This window comes from Corynebacterium doosanense CAU 212 = DSM 45436 (assembly GCF_000767055.1).
Lineage (GTDB): Bacteria > Actinomycetota > Actinomycetes > Mycobacteriales > Mycobacteriaceae > Corynebacterium > Corynebacterium doosanense.
This window is the reverse complement of the sequence record NZ_CP006764.1, coordinates 1,553,108-1,571,915: the sequence shown is the minus strand read 5'-3', so window position 1 is coordinate 1,571,915 and position 18,808 is coordinate 1,553,108. Positions and strand designations below refer to the sequence as shown.

The 18,808-nt window shown below is 69.9% G+C and carries 13 protein-coding genes; 7 read left to right on the top strand and 6 right to left on the bottom strand.

The window, feature by feature from the left end; translation table 11 throughout:
• Position 1: 1 nt before the first annotated feature.
• The 5 genes from CDOO_RS07705 to CDOO_RS07685 form a co-directional block, all read right to left on the bottom strand.
• Positions 2 to 1,387 carry an L-serine ammonia-lyase gene (locus CDOO_RS07705; RefSeq protein WP_018021763.1) on the bottom strand — a complete coding sequence of 462 codons (1,386 nt, stop codon included), beginning with the start codon at positions 1,385 to 1,387 and terminating at the stop codon, positions 2 to 4.
• 268 nt (positions 1,388 to 1,655) lie between these two features.
• Positions 1,656 to 2,330, bottom strand: a complete 675-nt coding sequence (locus tag CDOO_RS07700) for an FMN reductase (protein ID WP_018021762.1) — start codon at positions 2,328 to 2,330, stop codon at positions 1,656 to 1,658.
• Positions 2,330 to 3,442 carry a CE1758 family FMN-dependent luciferase-like monooxygenase gene (locus CDOO_RS07695; RefSeq protein ID WP_018021761.1) on the bottom strand — a complete coding sequence of 371 codons (1,113 nt, stop codon included), beginning with the start codon at positions 3,440 to 3,442 and terminating at the stop codon, positions 2,330 to 2,332. Before CDOO_RS07695 ends, CDOO_RS07700 begins: the two co-directional genes overlap by 1 nt.
• An 89-nt stretch (positions 3,443 to 3,531) precedes the next feature.
• Positions 3,532 to 4,263, bottom strand: a complete 732-nt coding sequence (locus CDOO_RS07690) for a CBS domain-containing protein (RefSeq protein WP_018021760.1) — start codon at positions 4,261 to 4,263, stop codon at positions 3,532 to 3,534.
• A 19-nt stretch (positions 4,264 to 4,282) separates the two neighbouring features.
• Positions 4,283 to 4,852, bottom strand: a complete 570-nt coding sequence (locus tag CDOO_RS07685) for a TetR/AcrR family transcriptional regulator (protein ID WP_018021759.1) — start codon at positions 4,850 to 4,852, stop codon at positions 4,283 to 4,285.
• Positions 4,853 to 4,992: 140 nt separating this feature from the next.
• Here CDOO_RS07685 and CDOO_RS07680 point away from each other — a divergent pair, with 140 nt between their 5' ends.
• Genes CDOO_RS07680 through CDOO_RS07670 form a run of 3 tightly spaced genes read left to right on the top strand, consistent with a single transcriptional unit; the run spans position 4,993 to position 10,560 of the window.
• On the top strand, positions 4,993 to 5,697 hold the full coding sequence (locus tag CDOO_RS07680; RefSeq protein WP_018021758.1) for a hypothetical protein: 705 nt from the start codon (positions 4,993 to 4,995) through the stop codon (positions 5,695 to 5,697).
• A 1-nt stretch (position 5,698) separates the two neighbouring features.
• Positions 5,699 to 7,882, top strand: coding sequence for a YhgE/Pip family protein (locus CDOO_RS07675; protein ID WP_018021757.1), 2,184 nt, complete (start codon positions 5,699 to 5,701; stop codon positions 7,880 to 7,882).
• 11 nt (positions 7,883 to 7,893) lie between these two features.
• Positions 7,894 to 10,560: a DEAD/DEAH box helicase gene (locus tag CDOO_RS07670; RefSeq protein ID WP_018021756.1), complete on the top strand. Its 2,667-nt coding sequence runs from the start codon at positions 7,894 to 7,896 to the stop codon at positions 10,558 to 10,560.
• On the opposite strand, the gene ypfJ is transcribed toward CDOO_RS07670, so the two are convergent.
• Positions 10,545 to 11,423 carry a KPN_02809 family neutral zinc metallopeptidase gene (gene ypfJ / locus CDOO_RS07665; RefSeq protein WP_018021755.1) on the bottom strand — a complete coding sequence of 293 codons (879 nt, stop codon included), beginning with the start codon at positions 11,421 to 11,423 and terminating at the stop codon, positions 10,545 to 10,547. The two genes, CDOO_RS07670 and ypfJ, sit on opposite strands and share 16 nt — an antisense overlap.
• Before the next feature lie 172 nt (positions 11,424 to 11,595).
• Between ypfJ and aspS the strand changes: the two genes are divergently transcribed.
• The 4 genes from aspS (at position 11,596) to alaS (ending at position 18,804) form a co-directional block, all read left to right on the top strand.
• Positions 11,596 to 13,428, top strand: a complete 1,833-nt coding sequence (gene aspS, locus CDOO_RS07660; protein WP_018021754.1) for an aspartate--tRNA ligase — start codon at positions 11,596 to 11,598, stop codon at positions 13,426 to 13,428.
• Between the two features lie 60 nt (positions 13,429 to 13,488).
• Positions 13,489 to 14,679, top strand: coding sequence for a protein kinase family protein (locus CDOO_RS07655; protein ID WP_018021753.1), 1,191 nt, complete (start codon positions 13,489 to 13,491; stop codon positions 14,677 to 14,679).
• Positions 14,680 to 14,684: 5 nt separating this feature from the next.
• Positions 14,685 to 16,058 (top strand): replication-associated recombination protein A, encoded by a 1,374-nt coding sequence (locus CDOO_RS07650; RefSeq protein WP_018021752.1) that lies wholly within the window; start codon positions 14,685 to 14,687, stop codon positions 16,056 to 16,058.
• A 73-nt stretch (positions 16,059 to 16,131) separates the two neighbouring features.
• Complete coding sequence (alaS, locus tag CDOO_RS07645; RefSeq protein ID WP_018021751.1) at positions 16,132 to 18,804, top strand: alanine--tRNA ligase; 2,673 nt, start codon at positions 16,132 to 16,134, stop codon at positions 18,802 to 18,804.
• The last annotated feature ends 4 nt before the right edge of the window (positions 18,805 to 18,808 follow it).

The following is an 18,808-nucleotide window of genomic DNA, read 5'->3' as shown; positions in this document are numbered from 1 at the left end:
CCTAGCACTCCGTGAGTGCCACCGGGAAGCCGAGGCGCGTGGCCAGCCCGCCGGTCGAGGTCTCCTTGTACTTGGTGAGCATGTCTCGGCCGGTCGCGGCCATGGTGTGCACGACGTCGTCAAGCGTGACTCGGTGATCGCCGTCGCCGTTGAGCGCCAGGCGCGCCGCGTTGACGGCCTTGACGCCGCCGATGGCGTTGCGCTCGATGCAGGGGATCTGCACCAGTCCGCCGACGGGGTCGCAGGTCAGGCCGAGGTTGTGCTCGAGCGCGATCTCCGCCGCGTTGCCGACCTGGGCCGGGGAGCCGCCCTCGATGGCGCACAGGCCGGCGGCGGCCATGGATGATGCCGAGCCGACCTCACCCTGACAGCCGACCTCCGCGCCGGAGATCGACGCGTTCTCCTTGATGATGATGCCCACCGCCGCCGACGTGAGCAGGAACTCGCGGGAGCGCTCGCGCAGGAACGCGCCGACGAAGTCCTTGGCGTAGTGCATGACGGCCGGGATGATGCCGGCGGCGCCGTTGGTCGGGGCGGTGACCACGCGGCCGCCGGCGGCGTTCTCCTCGTTGACCGCCAGGGCGTAGAGGTTGATCCAGTCCATGGCGGGCAGGCCGTGGGTGACGTCGTCGGAGTCGCGGTTCTTCAGCTTGTCCAGCAGGTCGGGGGCGCGGCGGCGCACGTCGAGGCCACCGGGAAGCGTTCCCCGGGCCGCGAGGCCGGAGGTGACGCAGTCCTGCATGGCGTCCCAGACGGTGTCGAGGTGATCGAGGGTGACCTGGGCGTCGCCGTGGATGGCGGCCTCGTTGGCCAGCATGACCTCGGCGATGGACATGCCGGTCTCGTCGCAGATCGCGCGCAGGTCCTCCCAGGTGGAGAACGGGTGCGGGACGGACTCGTCATGCTGCGCCGCGGCCGCGATGCCCGCGCCCTGGTCCTCGAGCTCCTGGCGGGTGGAGACAAAACCGCCGCCGACGGAGAAGTACTCCACACCCTCGGCCAGTACGTTTCCGTCGGCGTCCCAGGCGTCGAAGATGAGGCAGTTGGGGTGCTCGGGGACCGGGACGGGGTTCATGTTGAGTTCGTAATCGAGTTCTCCCGAAGGGCCGGAGAGGTGGCCGCGGGCGTCGATAGGCTCTCCCAGAACCGGACGCACGTCGGCGGTGACGGTGGTGGGGGTCCAGCCCACCAGGCCGAGGATGGTGGCGCGGTCCGTGCCGTGGCCGCGGCCGGTGGCGGCGAGGGAGCCGCGCAGATCGACGCGCACGCGGGCGGGGAAGGTGTCCAGGGAGTCGATGAAACTCAGCGCGGCGCGCATGGGGCCGACGGTGTGGGATGAGGACGGGCCGATGCCGATGCTGAAGAGGTCGACTGCGCTGATAGTCATGTGGATCTCACACTCCTTGCTGGACGTTGGGGTGACGGGGGTGACCGTCGAGTTGTCCCGGCCATCCTACGTGGCGTGGTGGCGGGCCCCGGGTCCCCGGGTCACAGTGCGTTCTACGTACTCACGGCTTGGGGGTTTGTGGGCCGAATCCGCCGAGTTTGTGAGTACGTGGAACGTCCGCGGGTCTGCCACGTTCCCAGTACTCACAAACCCGCGGATTCCACCCCGAATCCGCCGAGTTTGTGAGTGTGTAGAACGCCCGGCTGAACTACCCGCGCCCGTCCAACCCTCTGAGCATCTCCGTGAAGGGCGTGACCTCGGTGTCGGGGGAGACGCCGGAGTTACGGCGCCGCGCCCCGGACTGCCCCTCGGCCGTCACGCCGCCGAGACCGCCGACCGCGCCCGAGCCGCCGAGCATGCGCTCGGCCAGCTCCGCGGCCGCGCGACCGACGCGGCGCGTAAAACCAGCGCCCTCGGAGTTGCCGAAGTCCTCGGTGGCGGCGAACAGCGAGGTGGGCACGACGTCGGCGTGCATGTAAACCAGCAGCGGGCGCACCGCGAACTCCAGGGCCAGCGAGTGCCGGGCGGTGCCGGCGGTGGCCGCGATGATGGTGGGCATGGCGTTGATCGCGTCGTCGTCGAGCGCATCGAAGAACATCTTGAACAACCCCGAGTAGCTGGCCTTGAAGATCGGCGTGACCACCACCAGGCCGTCCGCGGCGGAGAGCTGCTCCTTCGCGCGGTCCAGCGCAGGGGAGGGGATGCCGGTGGTCATGACCTTGGCCAGGTCGTTGGTGAGCTCGGAAACCTCGATGACCTGCACCTCAAGCCCCTCGCCGCGGGTGGTAACCGCCGCCTGGACCGCCGAGGCGATCTGGTCGGCGATCTGGCGGGTGGACGAGGGCGTGGACAGCCCGGCGGTGACGACTGCGAGGGTGGGCATTAGTTCTCCTGTCCCGGGGTGACCTGGAAGTGCGGGTTGTCGCGGTGCTCGGCGAGCCAGGCGTGCGTCGGCGGCTCGGAGGGCACGTGCTCGGGGCGGCGTGCCTCCATGCGCTTGCGCAGCTCGGGCACGATCTGGGTGCCCAGGATCTCCACCTGCTTGAGCGCGAGCTCCAGGGGCAGGCCGGCGTGGTCGAGGAGGAACAGCTGGCGCTGGTAGTCGCCCACCCAGTCGGCGAACTGCATGGTGCGGTCGATGACCTGCTCGGCGGTGCCGACGGTCAGCGGCGTCATCTCGGTGAACTCCTCCATGGACGGGCCGTGGCCGTAGACGGGCGCGTTGTCGAAGTAGGGGCGGAACTCCTTCTTCGCCTGCTCCTCGGTGTCGGCGACGTAGAACTGCCCGCCGAGGCCGACGATGGCCTGATCGGCCTGGCCGTGGCCGTACTTCTCGTAGCGGTTGCGGTAGAGCTGCACCATCTTGGCGGTGTGCTCCTTGTTCCAGAAGATGTTGTTGTGGAAGAAGCCGTCGCCGTAGAAGGCGGCCTGCTCCGCGATCTCCACGGAGCGGATCGAGCCGTGCCACACGAAGGGCGGCACCTCATCCAGCGGGAACGGGGTGGAGGTGAAACCCTGCAGCGGGGTGCGGTGTTTGCCGGCCCAGTTGACGTTCTTCTCGCGCCACAGCCGGCGCAGGAGGTGGTAGTTCTCGATCGCCAGCGGGATGCCCTCGCGGATGTCCTTGCCGAACCACGGGTAGACCGGCCCGGTGTTGCCGCGGCCCATCATGAGGTCGACGCGCCCGCCGGAGAGGTGCTGCAGGAAGGCGTAGTCCTCGGCGATCTTCACCGGGTCATTGGTGGTGATCAGCGTGGTCGAGGTGGTGAGTTTGAGCTTCTCCGTCTTGGCGGCGATGTAGGCCAGGTGTGTCGTCGGCGAGGAGGGCACGAATGGCGGGTTGTGGTGCTCGCCGGTGGCGAAGACGTCCAGGCCGACCTCCTCGGCCTTGAGCGCGAGCTGGGTCATCGCGTGGATGCGCTCACCCTCGGTCGGGGTGGTGCCGGTGGTGGGGTCGGTGGTGACGTCACCGATGGTGAAGATGCCGAACTGCATGCTGCTGTGCTCCTAATCTCGGGGGTGACCTACAGTGTATATGACGTGTCAACAACTATCGACGGTTGTTATTCCCGAGCCGCCCAGACTCACGCCCCTGCGGCCTTGACCAGCTCCATCAGGTCAGAATTGCCCACTACCCGGATGGGCGCCTGCGAGTCCTTGCCGTGTTCGGTGAGGATGGCCACTACGGGCAGGCGCTTCTGCGTGTCGGGATGCGTGAGCGCGTCAATGGTCTCCCGGGCGGTGGCGGTGCGCGGGAGGAACACCGCGAAGTCCGAGCTCTCCGCGAACTCCAGGACCTCGCGCACCGTGCGGGCGTCGAGTTGGCTGTTGTCCCCCAGATCGGCCGCCACCCAGCGGGCGATGACGTTGGTGGTCAGCAGTCCCACGTACTGCCGGCCCTCGTAGACGGGGAGCTGGGAGATGTCCGTGCCCGCGATGATGTGCAGCACCTCGCGGATGTCCTCGCCCGGGGAGACGGTGCGCACCTCCTGGTTTCCCAGCACGCCGAGGGCCGTCGGGGGATCGAGCAGCCGGTTGCGGATCAGCTGGAGATGCGCCACCGTCTCGGGCAGCGGGTCGGCGATGGGGCGGAGATCGTCCGTGTACTCCCCGTGGCTGATGGCGTTGCGCAGCTGCGAGTACTCCTGCAGATCGCCCGCATCGCCGGGGGTGAGCAGCCGCCGCTCGCCCGCCTTCCGCGACAGCCAGCTCATGCCGTCGCTGTCCTTGGCGCGCAACCGGTCGCGCAGCTCCTGCTCGATGGCGTTGAAGGCGGCGAGGAACTCGGTGGCGCGTTGTCCGGTGGGTTCAGTCATGCCCACCACCGTAGTGGCGTCAGGCGCGGGCCCGGGCGCGTTTGGCGAGCAACCAGTCGTCGATAAGCCGGTCCGTGACCAGCGGGTCGATCTCCCGGACGCTGGCCGGGGGAGTGCGGGTGATCACCACGAGCTCCGCGGCGACGCTGAAGAACGTGGAGTCGGCGGGGACGAGCTCGGCCTCGATGGCCAGGTCGGCGAGAGAGTCGGCCTCGCGGATGAGCTGCGCACGTTCCGCGGCGACCTCGGCGGGGAGATCGCGGAGCGAGGACGGCGCGAGCGCAGGGAAGAGCGTGCCCATCCCGCCGGAGACGACGTCCTTGATGAAGCTGTCGAAGGCCGCCTGCGGATCCTCGGCGAACTCCTCCCGGGCCTGCCGGGCGCGCTGGGCCACCCGCTCGAGGGCGAACGCGCCGCAGGCGACGTGGAGGGAGTGGCGGTCGGGGAAGTTGCGGTAGAGCGTGGCCACCCCGACCCCGGCGTGCTCGGCGATGGACTCGAGGGTGACGTCCTCGATGGCGTTGGTGCGAAACATCGCCACCGCGGTCTCGATGATCGCGCGGCGTCGCCGTGCTGCGTCAGCTCTCATGGGGGAATCCGGGGGTTGTGTTGACCACTGGGTGGTGGAGGGGCATGATCTTCAGTCTAAGAAGTGAGAGTTTATCTACCGGTTAGCCGGATCGCCACCAGGGCCGTCTGCAGCTACCCCTTGAACCACCAGGAATGCCTGTGTCCACCAGATCCACCGAAACCCCCGAGGCGCCCCCAGCCCAGGCCGCGTGTTTCCACGTCACCGACCTCATTGTCTCCCGGAAGCAGTCCGGCCCCGCGTTGACCTTCGACACCGCGCCGGGCCTGACGCTGCTGCACCACGAGCGGGAGAACTTCGCCACCTCGCTCTCGCTGGCGCTGGCCGGACGGATGCGCACCGCCTCAGGAACCATCGCCCTGGAGACCGCCCACGGCACCTACGACACACCCCGGCAGCGGTTCCCGCACGTGGCGCTCGCCGGGGCCGCCGAGGTGGACCGCCTGGAACGCCTCGTGCCCACGGAGGAGATCGTGCGCGAGCAGATCGCCTGGCAGCAGCCGGCGTTTCGCCGCGCGCCGAGGCGTGCCCTCGAGGACACGCGTTACACCCGCTGGGCGGAGATCATGGGCCTGGACATCCGGCCCTCCGCCCCGCCGAGCGATCTCCCGGTGCTGGACCGCTTCCGGCTCCGCGTGGTCCTGGGAATGATCGCCCGCCCGGAGGCGGACATCCTCGTCGTCGACGACCTGGACCAGGTCAAGAACGCCGTCGCCCGCGACCAGATTCTCGCCGGGCTCCACCGGCTGTCCGCGACCCTGCCCGTGGTGGCGTCGACGGTGAACTCCGATGACGATGGGCGGGCAACGGCCGTCGTCACGCTTCTCTCCGGAACCGAGGCCTGACATGTCGCTCTTTCACATCGGCTCCGACACCCGCCGCTTCGGCCACGGCCTGCTGCCGCCGGCCGCGCTGGCGGTCATCTGCCTGCTGCCCCTGATCTTCGGCGGCATGTTCGTGTGGGCGTACTTCGATCCCTTCGGCGAGCTGGACCAGCTGCCCGTCGCGGTGGTCAACTCCGACACCGGCGCAGAGGGCCCGGACGGCCGCGTCGAGGCCGGCGACCAGGTCGTCGACGGGCTGCTGGAGAACCACGCGCTGAACTTCGTCGAGGTCGATGCCGAGGAGGCGAGGGAGGGGATCGCGCAGGGGCGTTACTACCTGGGCATCGAGATCCCCGAGGACTTCTCCGCGGCCTCCGTCAGCGTGCGCGACGAGCAGCCGCACCCGGCGACCATCAACGTGGTGCTCAGCAACACCAACGGTTTCATCCCCACCATGCTGGGCAACAACGCCACCACCATCATGACCGACACCATCGGCCGCCGGATCGGCCACGAGATCGTGGACCAGCTGTTTGTCGGCTACAACACCCTGGGCGACGGCATCGACCGGGCCGCCGACGGTGCGGGGCAGCTTGACGACGGCGCCCACCAGCTCAACGACGGCACCGCGCAGCTCGCCGACGGGACCGGTACCGCCAGCAACGGGGCCGGTCAGCTGGCCGACGGCGCGGGCCGACTCCGCGACGGGCTCTCCGCGGCGGAGTCGGGCATCGGCGAACTGCAGGACGGCGCCGTGGCGCTGGACGAGGGCGCCGGCCGGCTCGCCGAGGGCGCGGCCACCCTGGACGCCGGCCTGGGCACCGCCTCCACCGGTGCCGACAGCCTCGCCGAGGGCATGACCGCGCTGCAGGGCGGCACCGACCAGCTCGGCGCGGGCGCGCAGGCCGTGGCCGGGGGTGTGGACCAGATCGCCCAGCTCGCCGGTGGTCTCGCCGCCGCGGGGGAGCAGGCCCAGGCCGCGCTCGCGCCGCTGGAACAGCTCGCGGTCGACGTGGAGAACACCGGCCTCCCCGGCGCCGCGGAGACCGCCGCTCAGATCCGCGCGGTGGCCGGCCAGGTCGCGGCCGGCACCACCGTTCCCGCGGGGCAGCTCGTCGAACTCCAGGCCGGCGCGCACACCATCGCCGACCAGCTCACCAACCCCGAGGCGCAGTACCGCTCGGGAATCGACACCGCCGCTGCCGGATCGCAGGAGCTCGCGGACGGCCTGCGCCGCCTCAGCGAGGGCAGCGGCCAGCTCGTCGCCGGCACCGCCACCCTCTCTGACGGCACCGGCCGCCTCGTCGTGGGAGTGCAGACGCTTGCCGACGGCTCCAGCCAGCTCTCCGCCGGCTCCCAACAGCTCGTCATCGGCGCCGACGACCTCGCCGCCGGACTGGTCCGCCTCGACGAGGGGGCGGGCGCGCTGCACGACGGCTCCGGCCGCCTCGCCGATGGCACCTCCCAGCTGCGCCTGTCCATGTCTGACGCCTCCGGCCAGGTGCCCCGCTGGGAGGGCGATCGCCTCAACCAGGCCTCCGACACCGCCTCCGCACCCGTCACCCGCGAGCTCGTCGCCGAGAACCAGGTGCCCTTCGGCGCGGGCATGTCCCCGTTCTTTGTCTCGTTGTCCATGTGGTTCGGCGCCCTGGCCATGTTCATGGTCCTGCGCCCGCTCTCGCGCCGCGCCATGGACTCCGGCACCTCCCCCTTCCGCGTCGCCCTGACGTCCTACCTCCCGGCCGTGGTCATCGGCCTCATCCAGGCCACCCTGGTGTGGCTGGTGCAGACCGCGCTCATCGGCGTGCACCCGCAGCACCCCGTGGGTTATCTCCTGGGCATGTTCTTCGTCTCCGCCGTCTTCGTCGCGGTGGTGCAGTCCATCAATGCGCTCCTGGGCACCACGTCCGGCCGCCTGGTGGTGATGGTGCTCATGTCCTTCCAGCTCGTCGCCTCCAACGGCCTCTACCCGCCGGAGATGCAGCCGCGGTTCTTCCAGTGGCTGCACACCATTGACCCCATGCGCTTCAGCGTGGACCTGTTCCGCCACGCGCTCTTCGGCGTGCTGCCCTCGGATCACCGCCTACTCCAGGCGCTGGTGGTACTCACGCTCATCGGCCTCGGCGGGCTGGCGCTGAGCACGTTCGCGGCGTGGCGACACCGCGTGATCATGTACAAGGACCTGCACCCGGAGCTGAGCATTTAGACTCACTTCCCATGGCCGCCCCCGAGATCACCTCCACCCAGCTGTCGGAACTGCTCGGACGGGCGTCGTCGCTGCGCGATCTCAGCGCCAGGGGATCCGCCGCCGCGGCCGCGTTGACGGACGGCACCCACGGCGGCGCGGCGCACCCGACCTACCTCCACGAGGAGGAGGACTGGGTATTCTTCATCCCGCCCTGGGACGTGACCTGGCCCGCCGGCATGTACGCGCGCGCCGAGGCCGCCCGGATACCCGATCTGGCTTCTCTCATCGGCCGCGTCGCGGAGGCCTCCGCGCGGGTGGACGCGCTCGTTCCCCAGGCCCGCCACGCCGCCCCCGGTGTGCTGACCCGCCTCTTCGCCGGCGCCCGCACCGAACGCGCGCGCCAGGCCGCGCAGCAGGTCGATGCCGAGCTGCGCGCCGTGACCCCGGCAGCGGCCCGCCTCTTCGACCAGCTCGCCGTCCTCTCCGTAGCCGAGGAGCGGCAGCGCCAGGGGGTCTCGCTTATCGACGGCCCCGCCCACCTCACCGCCGCAGCCCGCGAGGCGCTGGCCACGGCCCTGTGCAGCCACATCGGCCAGCCCCGCGAACTCACCATCGAACCCTTCGACCCCACGCCCCACGTCGGGGTGCTCGAGCGAGCGCGGCTTTTGGCCGAGGCACCCGGCGGCGAGCCCGTCCTGCGTGCCCGCGCGGAGAAACTGCTGGACCAGCTGGTCTCCCAGCGGGTCGACGCCCTGCTGGAGCAGCTGCCCGTCTCCGCGCTGCGCCAGGCCACCGCCGACCGGTTGCGCATCGAGGGTCTCGAACCCGCCGGCCTCACCAGCGTCGCCTGGGTGGCCGAGGCACCCCGCGGCCGGCTCACCCAGCTCCCCGGCATCGGCGAGCGCACCGCGGAACGCCTGCACGCCGCGGCCGAGACGCTGCGCCGGGAGGCCGCGGCAGCCGAACCCCGCGCCATCGGCACCGAACCCACTGCGGCGGCCCGCGAACTCCTCCGGGTGGTCGCCCAGTTCGCCGGCGCGGACACCCTGGAGCCCGAGGAACGCGCCCGGAGGCGCCGCCTCGTGGACTACGTCCAGCTCATTCCCGACCCCGCCCGCACCTCCGAGTGGATCGTCGCCCGCACCGGCGACACGCTGTTCACCCGCCTCACCGAGGATCTCGCCTGGGGTGCTGCGCACACCGCGCTGCTCGACCCGCCCGCACCCGTTTCCACCCACGAGGCGACGTGGGACGACTACCTCGCCCGCCCCGCCTACTACCAGGGCCTGCTGGCCACGCTCCTGGCCGACGGCGACGGGGAGGACGGCCACGACCTCGACGCCCGCACACTCGAGGCCATCCGCGAACTCCGCCTGGACCGCTCGCTGCTCAACGACGATGTGCACCTGCGCGGCTACCAGTCCTTCGGCGCCCGCTTCGCCGTAGTGCGCTCGAAGATCATCCTCGGCGACGAGATGGGCCTGGGCAAGACCGTCCAGGCACTCGCGGCGGCCGCGCACATCGCCGCGGTGGACGGGGTGGAACGCACCCGCATTCTCGTGCTCTGCCCGGCATCGGTGGTGGTCAACTGGCGTCGAGAAGCAAGCAAATTCACGCGCCTGCCCGTCTACGTCGCCCACGGGACAACCAAACACGACGCCGTCGACGCTTGGCAGGGCACCGGAGGGATCTGCATCCTCACCTTCGACGGCGCGCGCACCATGGACATCGCCGCGCCGGAGGTGGTCATCGTCGACGAGGCACACATGATCAAGAACCCCCAGGCCCGGCGCTCAAAGGCGGCACGGACGCTAATCGACGCCGCCCCCCACGCCCTCCTCATGACCGGCACCCCGCTGGAGAACCGGGTCGAGGAATTCGCCACCCTGGTCAGCTACGTCGACCCCGAACTGCTCGCCGACGGGGAGTGGACCTCGGTGGAGTTCCGGCGCCAGATCGCCCCCGTGTACCTGCGCCGCAACCAGTCCGACGTGCTCGACGAACTGCCCGGCGTCACCGAGACCACCGACTGGATCGACCTCACCGAGGCCGATGCGGCGCACTACCGCGATGCCGTGGCCAGCGGCAACTGGATGGCCATCCGGCGCGCGCCGATGACCACGCCCTCGGCCATGCCCGCGAAGCTGGAACGCATCCTCGAGATTGTCGACGAGGCCGCCGAGGCGGGGCGCACCGTGGTGATCTTCACCTACTTCTTGCCGGTCATCGAACGCCTGGAGCAGGAACTGGGGGAGCGGGTGCTGGGCACGATCACCGGGGCGCTGGCGCCGGAGGCGCGGCAGGCGGCCGTCGACAAGCTTTCCGGGGCCGCACCCGGGTCGGTGCTGCTCAGCCAGATCTCCGCCGGGGGAACCGGGCTGAACATGCAGGCGGCGAGCGTGGTCATCATCGTCGAGCCGCAGGTCAAGCCGTCGATCGAGGCGCAGGCGCTCGCACGCGTCAACCGCATGGGTCAGACCCGGTCCGTGCTCGCGCATCGACTCATCGCCGACGACACCGCCGACGAGCGCATGCTGGAGATGCTCGGGCGCAAGGAGCGGATCTTCGACGCGTTCGCCCGGGAAAGCGAAGCGGCCGCCGTCGCCGACGCGCGGGACGTCAGCGAGGGGCGGCTCGCGGAGGAGATCATCGCGGCGGAACGCGCGCGGCTGGGGTTGGATCAGGCGTCGCGGTAGTTCCCGCGGCGCAGGAAGTCACACGAGGACATGTTGCCCGACTGGTAACCGGCCATGAAGGCGTTCTGGCGATCCTCGGAGGAACCGTGGGTCCAGGTGTCAGGGTTGACGTCGCCGCCGGAGCGCTGCTGGATGTTGTCGTCGCCGACCGCGCGGGCGGTCTCGATGGCGGTGGCGAGCTGATCGTCGGTGATCGGCTCGAGCAGGGCGTCCTCACCCTGGGCCGCGTGGTGCGCCCAGATGCCGGCGTAGCAGTCCGCCTGGGTCTCCAGAGCCACCGCGGCGGAGTCCTCGCCCGGATCGTTGTAGTTGCTCAGCCCGAGGGTGCCCTCGAGGTTCTGGATGTGGTGGCCGACCTCGTGCGCGACGATGTACTCCTGCGCCAGGGGAGCGTCGGAGCCACCGAGCTGCTCAATCTGCTCGAAGAACGTGACGTCGAAGTACGCGGTCTGATCGTTGGGGCAGTAGAAGGGGCCGGTCGCCGAGGACGCGCCGCCGCACCCGGTCTGGGTCTGGTTGGTGAACACCGTCACGCCCGGCTCGGCGTATTCGATCCCTGCCTGGGCCGGCAGAAGCTTGGCCCACATGGCGTCCAGCGACTTCACGGTGAAGTCCACGCGGCATTCGGCGTTGGCGTTGGCGTCCGCGCCGGTGGAGCAGTTCTCCAGCTGCTGGCCCTGGGCGCCCTGGCTGGGGTCCTGCTGGGCACCCTGGTTGAGATCCTCGGGGTTACCGCCGAGAAGGAGGAACAACCCCACGAGGAGCAGGCCGCCGATGCCGCCTCCCGCACCCAGGGCCATTCCGCCACCGCCGCCGCCACGGCGGACACGGCCGCCACCCTGTGCATTGTTCTTGAAAGTCATGCGCTGATCATGCCACAAAACCGGACGTTCACTTGCCGGCCCGCCAGAGGGCGACACCGGCGAGGCTGACCGGACAGCGTAGACTTGCCCGCGAATTAGTGTGCGCGAGGGTGCTGCCCCCGCGACATGCGGCCGAGAAGAATTAAGCAAACGGAAAGGACGTCAAGCGATCGTGCTGCGTACCCACCTCGCGGGAGACCTCCGCAAAGACACCGCTGGACAGACCGTCACCTTGACCGGCTGGGTGGCCCGCCGGCGAGACCACGGCGGCGTCATCTTCGTCGACCTGCGTGACCGCTCCGGCTACGCCCAGGTCGTCTTCCGTGATTCCGAGGTCGCCGAGCGCGCCCACGACCTGCGCAGCGAGTTCTGCATCCAGGTCACCGGCGTGGTCGAGCCCCGGCCCGAGGGTTCGGAGAACCCCAACCTGGCCTCCGGTGCCATCGAGGTCAACGTCACCGAGCTCACCGTGCTCAACGCCGCCGCCGCGCTGCCCTTCCAGATCGAGGACTCGTCCTCCTCCGAGGCCGGTGAGGAATCCCGCCTGAAGTACCGCTACCTGGACCTGCGCCGCTCGCGTCAGGCCCGGGCTCTGCGCCTGCGCTCCGACGCCAACCGCGCCGCCCGCGCCGTGCTGGACAACCACGACTTCGCTGAGATCGAGACCCCCACGCTGACCCGGTCCACGCCCGAGGGCGCCCGCGACTTCCTCGTGCCCGCTCGCCTCAAGCCGGGTAGCTTCTACGCCCTCCCGCAGTCCCCACAGCTGTTCAAGCAGCTGCTCATGGTCGGTGGCATGGAGCGTTACTATCAGATCGCCCGCTGTTACCGCGACGAGGACTTCCGCGCCGACCGCCAGCCGGAGTTCACCCAGCTGGACGTGGAGATGAGCTTCGTCGACCAGGACGACGTCATCGCTCTGGCCGAAGAGATCCTCACCTCCCTGTGGAAGCTCATCGGCTACGACATCACCACCCCGATCCCGCGCATGACCTACGCCGAGGCCATGAAGAAGTACGGCTCCGACAAGCCGGACCTGCGCTTCGACATCCCGCTCGTGGAGTGCACCGAGTTCTTCGCCGACACCACGTTCCGCGTGTTCAAGAACGAGTACGTCGGCGCCGTCGTCATGGACGGCGGAGCGTCGCAGCCGCGTCGTCAGCTGGACGCGTGGCAGGACTGGGCAAAGCAGCGCGGCGCCAAGGGCCTCGCCTGCATCCTCGTGGGTGAGGACGGCGAGCTGGGCGGACCCGTCGCCAAGAACATCACGGACGCCGAGCGTGCCGGCATCGCCGAGCACGTCGGTGCCAAGCCCGGCGACGCGATCTTCTTCGCCGCCGGCGACACCAAGAGCTCCCGCGCCCTGCTCGGCGCCGCCCGTGGCGAGATCGCGCGCAAGCTCGACCTCATCAAGGAGGGCGACTGGGCCTTCACCTGGGTCGTCGACGCCCCGCTCTTCGAGCCCGCCGCCGACGCCACCGCCTCCGGCGACGTCGCCCTGGGCAACTCCAAGTGGACCGCCGTACACCACGCCTTCACCTCCCCGAAGCCGGAATGGAAGGACAACTTCCAGGACAACCCCGGAGAGGCCACGGCCTACGCCTACGACATCGTCTGCAACGGCAACGAGATCGGCGGCGGCTCCATCCGTATCCACGAGCGCGACGTCCAGGAGCGGGTCTTCGACGTCATGGGCATCTCCCACGTGGAGGCCCAGGAGAAGTTCGGCTTCCTGCTCGACGCCTTCGCCTTCGGCGCGCCCCCGCACGGCGGCATCGCCTTCGGCTGGGACCGCATCGTCTCCCTGCTGGGCGGCTTCGACTCCATCCGCGACGTCATCGCCTTCCCCAAGTCCGGCGGCGGAGTTGACCCGCTGACCGACGCGCCGGCGCCCATCACGCCGCAGCAGCGCCGCGAGTCCGGGCTCGACGTCAAACCCAAGAAGGCTGAGGCAGGCCAGGCCGAGTCCGTCGTGGCCGACGTTCCCGTCACCGACGAGTCCTAGCTCGCATCCAGTCCCAACGAGGGGCGTCGCCCACCGGCGCCCCGAGGAGAAGTACCACTCGTGCACACCACGGAAACCGAGATCGTCGCCCTCGCCCAGGAGCTGCTGTCCCACCGCTACGGCGGCAAGCAGCACCTCTCGGAGGTGCACCGGCTCTCCGGCTCCGGCTCCGGCCCCGCCGTGGTGCTCCGGGCCCGGCTGGCCAACCAGCCGTTTCTCCAGCAGCGCTCCGTGGTGATCAAGTACGTCCCGGGCACCGGCGACGGGCTCGATGACGCGGCCCTGCTGCGCGAGGTCGCGGCGTACCAGTTCACCACCTCGCTGAGCGAGGAGGTGCGCCCCGGCCCCATGCTCATCGCCCACGACGTGGACAAACGTGTGCTTGTCCTCTCCGACTCCGGGGAGGGCACCACGCTCGCGCAGATCCTGGAGCAGCGTGACCCGGAGACCCGCGGCCGGATCCTGCGCAAGCTCGGTGTCGCGCTGGGCCGCATGCACGCGGGCACCGCCGGCAAGGGTGACGGCTTCGACGTCCTGCTCGGGCGGCTGCTCAAGGCGCACCCCGGCCTGCAGGAGGGCGGGGACATGCGCGAAAACTCCATCGGCCCGGCCATCGTCATCGGGCTGTCCCTCGTGGAGAGCGCCGGCTTCGACATCCCGGAGGAGGTACGCCACCTGGCCACCGAGGCGGGCCACCAGCTCACCTCCGAGCGCACCAGCGCCTTTTCCCCCTTCGACCTGTCCCCGGACAACATCATCGTGGCCGAGCAGGTCCAGTTCCTCGACTACGAGTGGGCGGGCTTCCGCGACGTCTTCTACGACCTCGCCTGCGTCATCGGCGGCTTCCCCCAATTCGTGGGCACCCGCCGCATCGAGGACGAGGAGACGGAGACCTTCCTCCGCGCGTGGGTGGACACCGTCGCGCAGGTCTGGCCCTCGGTCACCGACACACACCAGCTCCAGCACCGCATCGCCGCGGCGCTGACGGGGTGGGCGCTCTCCTCGGTGGCCATGCTGCACCACGGCTCGCTCACCAGCGCGCTCACCGCCGACGACGCGGCCAGCCCCGATCTCCTGCGCCCCGCGCACGAGGGCCCGTTCGACGCGGAGGAGCAGCTCATCCGTCAGGACTTCCACGAGACCTTCGACGCGCTCGCGCGCTTCGCCGCCGGCTCCGGGGACCCGACCCACGCGGTCGTTGCCACGTTCGCGGCCGCTGTCGCCGAGCGTGTCGACGCCCGGGAGAGGTAGCCGCCATGGCCCAGGACGGTCTGTTCGACGGCCCGGATGAGGTCGCGGAGGCCGATGTCGGCGCCCGCGGCTCCTCCTTCTTCGCCGCCGGGCCCTCGGCGCCGCTGGCCGCCCGCATGCGCCCGGCCTCGCTGGACGAGATCGTCGGGCAGGACCAGATCCTCGGCCACGGCAAACCCCTGCGCCGCCTCGTCGAGGGCTCCGGGGAAGCCTCGGTCATCCTCTACGGCCCGCCCGGCACGGGCAAGACCACCATCGCCTCGCTCATTGCCCAGGCCATGGGGCAGAACTTCGTCGGCCTTTCCGCGCTCAACGCCGGGGTCAAGCAGGTGCGCAGTGTCATCGACCGCGCCCGGCGGGACCTCGCCCGCGGCGAGCGCACGGTGCTCTTCATCGACGAGGTGCACCGCTTCTCCAAGACCCAGCAGGACGCCCTCCTGGGGGCGGTGGAAAACCGGACTGTTCTGCTGGTGGCGGCCACGACGGAAAATCCGTCGTTTAGCGTCGTTGCCCCGCTGCTCAGCCGTTCCCTGCTGCTCCAGCTCGTGTCGTTAGAGCCCGAGGGGCTGCGGGAGGTGCTCACCCGGGCGATCACGGACGAGCGCGGACTGGCGGGGCGGATCACCGCCACCGACGACGCGATCGAGCAGCTTGTACTGCTGGCCGGGGGAGACGCGCGCCGCTCGCTGACCTACCTCGAGGCCGCCGCCGAGGCCGTGGCGGACGGCGGGGTGCTGGACGTGGACGCGGTGAAGGACAACGTCAACCGCGCCGTCGTGCGCTACGACCGCGACGGCGACCAGCACTACGACGTGGTCAGCGCGTTCATCAAGTCCATCCGCGGCTCCGACGTCGACGCGTCGCTGCACTATCTCGCCCGCATGATCGAGGCGGGGGAGGATCCGCGGTTCATCGCCCGGCGCCTCGTCGTGCACGCCTCCGAGGACGTCGGGATGGCGGACCCGACGGCGCTGCAGGTGGCCGTCGCCGCCAGCCAGGCCGTAGCGCTGATCGGGATGCCCGAGGGTCGACTCGCGCTCGCCCAGGCCACCATCCACCTGGCCACCGCGCCGAAGTCGCCGGCGGTGAACTACGCCATCTCCAAGGCGCAGGCCGACGTGGCCGCCGGTCGGATCGGCCCCGTGCCCGCCCACCTGCGCGACGGGCACTACGAGGGCGCCAAGAAGCTGGGCAACGCCGTGGGTTACGCCTACCCGCACGACGACCCCCGGGGAGTGCTCGCCCAGCGCTACATCCCGGAGGACCTCGACGACGCCGTGTACTACGAACCCACCGACCACGGCGCGGAGAAGCGCATCCGCGACTACCTCGGCCGACTGCGAGGGATCGTCCGCGGGAAGGATCGGGGGCAGGGGTAAACTCGAGGGCCGATACGCCGGTGGCACGCCCGCCGGCCGATTTTTACGCCGTCTACGTTAGGAAACCCTCGCCGTGCAGACCCATGAAATCCGCGACCGGTTCACCCAGCACTTCGTCAACGCCGGGCACCAGGCCGTGCCCAGCGCGTCGCTGATCCTGGACGATCCGACCCTGCTGTTCGTCAACGCCGGCATGGTGCCCTTCAAGCCCTACTTCCTCGGCCAGCAGAACCCGCCGTTCCCCTCCGGCACGGCGACGTCGATCCAGAAGTGTGTGCGCACCCTCGACATCGAGGAGGTGGGCATCACCACCCGCCACAACACCTTCTTCCAGATGGCCGGCAACTTCTCCTTCGGGCAGTACTTCAAGGAAGGCGCCATCAAACACGCCTGGTCGCTGCTCACCGGCCCAACTGACGACGGCGGTTTCGGCCTCGATCCCGAGCGGCTCTGGGTGACCGTCTACCTCACCGACGACGAGGCTGCCGAGATCTGGGAGAAGGAGATCGGCGTGCCCGCCGAGCGCATCCAGCGCCTGGGCATGGAGGACAACTACTGGTCCATGGGCATCCCCGGCCCCTGCGGCCCCTGCTCGGAGATCTACTACGACCGCGGCCCCGAGTACGGCGCCGAAGGCGGACCGGAGGCGGACGACAACCGCTACCTGGAGATCTGGAACCTCGTCTTCATGGAGTTCGAACGCGGCGCGGGCGACAAGAAGGGCAACTTCGAGCTCGTCGGCGAGCTGCCGCAGAAGAACATCGATACCGGCATGGGCATCGAGCGGGTCGCCTGCATCCTCCAGGGCGTGGAGAACGTCTACGAGACCGACCTCCTGCGCCCCGTCATCGACGTCGCCGAGGCCGTCACCGGTGCCGTCTACGGCAAGGAGCACGAGTCCGATGTGCGCTTCCGGGTCATCGCCGACCACTCCCGTACCGCCATGATGCTCATCCTCGACGGCGTCTCCCCGTCCAACGAGGGCCGCGGCTACATCCTGCGTCGACTGCTGCGCCGCATCGTGCGCTCCGCCCGACTGCTCGGCGCGCAGGGCGAGACCCTGGGCCGTTTCATGGACACCATCATGGACACCATGACGCCCTCCTTCCCGGAGATCGCCGCTAACCGCGAGCGCATCTCCCGCTCCGCCGTGAACGAGGAGAAGGCCTTCCTCAAGACCCTGGAGTCGGGCACCGCGCTCTTCGACCGCACCGCTGCCGGCGTGCGCGAGTCCGGTGCTGCCGTGCTCGGCGGCCACGACGCCTTCGAGCTGCATGACACTTACGGCTTCCCCATCGACCTCACCCTGGAGATGGCCGCCGAGGCCGGCCTCGAGGTGGACATGGCCGGCTTCGATCTGGAGATGAAGCAGCAGCGTGAGCGCGCCAAGGCCGACAACAAGGCCAAGAAGCACGGGCACGTCGACGAGTCCGTCTACCGCGAGTGGGTGGACAACAACCCCACCGTCTTCACCGGCTACTCCGAGCTCACCGGCGACGCCACCGTCATCGGCCTGGTCAAGGACGGGGTCTCCGTGACCTCCGCGGCCGCTGGCGACGAGGTGGAGATCATCCTCGACGCCACCCCGATGTATGCCGAGTCCGGTGGTCAGATGGCCGACCGTGGCACGCTCACCGCGGGCGACGCGCTCATCGAGATCAGGGACGTCCAGCGGGTGGCCAAGCGGGTCTCCCTGCACAAGGCCACCGTCGTCTCCGGGGGCATCGAGCTGGGCACGACCGTCACCGCGCAGGTTGACGGCGGCTGGCGCCACGGCGCCCAGCAGGCGCACTCGGCCACACACCTCATCCACGCCGCGCTGCGTCAGGTGCTCGGACCCACCGCGGTCCAGGCGGGCTCGCTCAACCGGCCCGGTTACCTGCGCTTCGACTTCAACTACACCGAGCAGCTCTCCGACGAGCAGATGAGCGAGATCGCCACCATCGCGAACCAGGCCGTCGACGCGGACTGGGCGGTCAACACCGTCGAGACGTCCCTGGAGCAGGGCAAGGCCATGGGTGCGACCGCCCTGTTCGGCGAGAACTACGGTGACGTGGTGCGTGTCGTCGAGATCGGCGGACCGTTCTCCATGGAACTGTGCGGCGGCACGCACGTCGCACGCTCCTCCCAGATCGGCCCGGTCGCCGTGCTCGGCGAGTCCTCCGTGGGCTCCGGCGCCCGGCGCATCGAGGCCTACTCGGGCATGGACGCGTTCTCCTACTTCTCCAAGGAGGCCGCGCTGGTCTCCGGCGTGGCCAGCCAGCTCAAGGCCAAGAGCTCGGACCTGCCCGACCGCATCGCCCAGCTCACCGAGCGCCTGAAGTCCGCGGAGAAGGAGATCGCGCAGCTCCACCAGGCGCAGCTCATGTCCCGTACCGGGGAGCTCGTGGACCAGGCGACGCAGGTGGGTCAGTTCACCGTCATCGCCCTGAAGCTTTCCGACGGCATCTCCGCAGGTGATCTGCGCACCGTGGCCACCGACCTCAAGGGCCGGATCCGGGACCGCGCCGGAGTCGTCGTCCTGGCCTCGGCTGATGCCGGGTCCGGAAAGGTGCCCTTCATCGTCGGCGCCACCGAGCAGGCCGTGGCCGCCGGGGTGAAGTCCGGCGATCTGGTGAAGCTCCTGGGCCAGTACGTCGACGGCCGGGGCGGCGGCAAGGCCGACCTCGCGCAGGGCTCCGGCTCGGACGCGGCGGGCGTCGATGCCGGCCTCGCCGCGGTGCGGGACGCACTCGCCGGTATGTAGTCCG

What these genes read in the sequence shown, in the direction of transcription:
- CDOO_RS07705 (WP_018021763.1), bottom strand. Translation starts at nt 1,387, where the DNA reads ATGACTATCAGCGCAGTCGACCTCTTCAGCATCGGCATCGGCCCGTCC.
- CDOO_RS07700 (WP_018021762.1), bottom strand. Translation starts at nt 2,330, where the DNA reads ATGCCCACCCTCGCAGTCGTCACCGCCGGGCTGTCCACGCCCTCGTCC.
- CDOO_RS07695 (WP_018021761.1), bottom strand. Translation starts at nt 3,442, where the DNA reads ATGCAGTTCGGCATCTTCACCATCGGTGACGTCACCACCGACCCCACC.
- CDOO_RS07690 (WP_018021760.1), bottom strand. Translation starts at nt 4,263, where the DNA reads ATGACTGAACCCACCGGACAACGCGCCACCGAGTTCCTCGCCGCCTTC.
- CDOO_RS07685 (WP_018021759.1), bottom strand. Translation starts at nt 4,852, where the DNA reads ATGAGAGCTGACGCAGCACGGCGACGCCGCGCGATCATCGAGACCGCG.
- CDOO_RS07675 (WP_018021757.1), top strand. Translation starts at nt 5,699, where the DNA reads ATGTCGCTCTTTCACATCGGCTCCGACACCCGCCGCTTCGGCCACGGC.
- CDOO_RS07670 (WP_018021756.1), top strand. Translation starts at nt 7,894, where the DNA reads ATGGCCGCCCCCGAGATCACCTCCACCCAGCTGTCGGAACTGCTCGGA.
- ypfJ (WP_018021755.1), bottom strand. Translation starts at nt 11,423, where the DNA reads ATGACTTTCAAGAACAATGCACAGGGTGGCGGCCGTGTCCGCCGTGGC.
- CDOO_RS07650 (WP_018021752.1), top strand. Translation starts at nt 14,685, where the DNA reads ATGGCCCAGGACGGTCTGTTCGACGGCCCGGATGAGGTCGCGGAGGCC.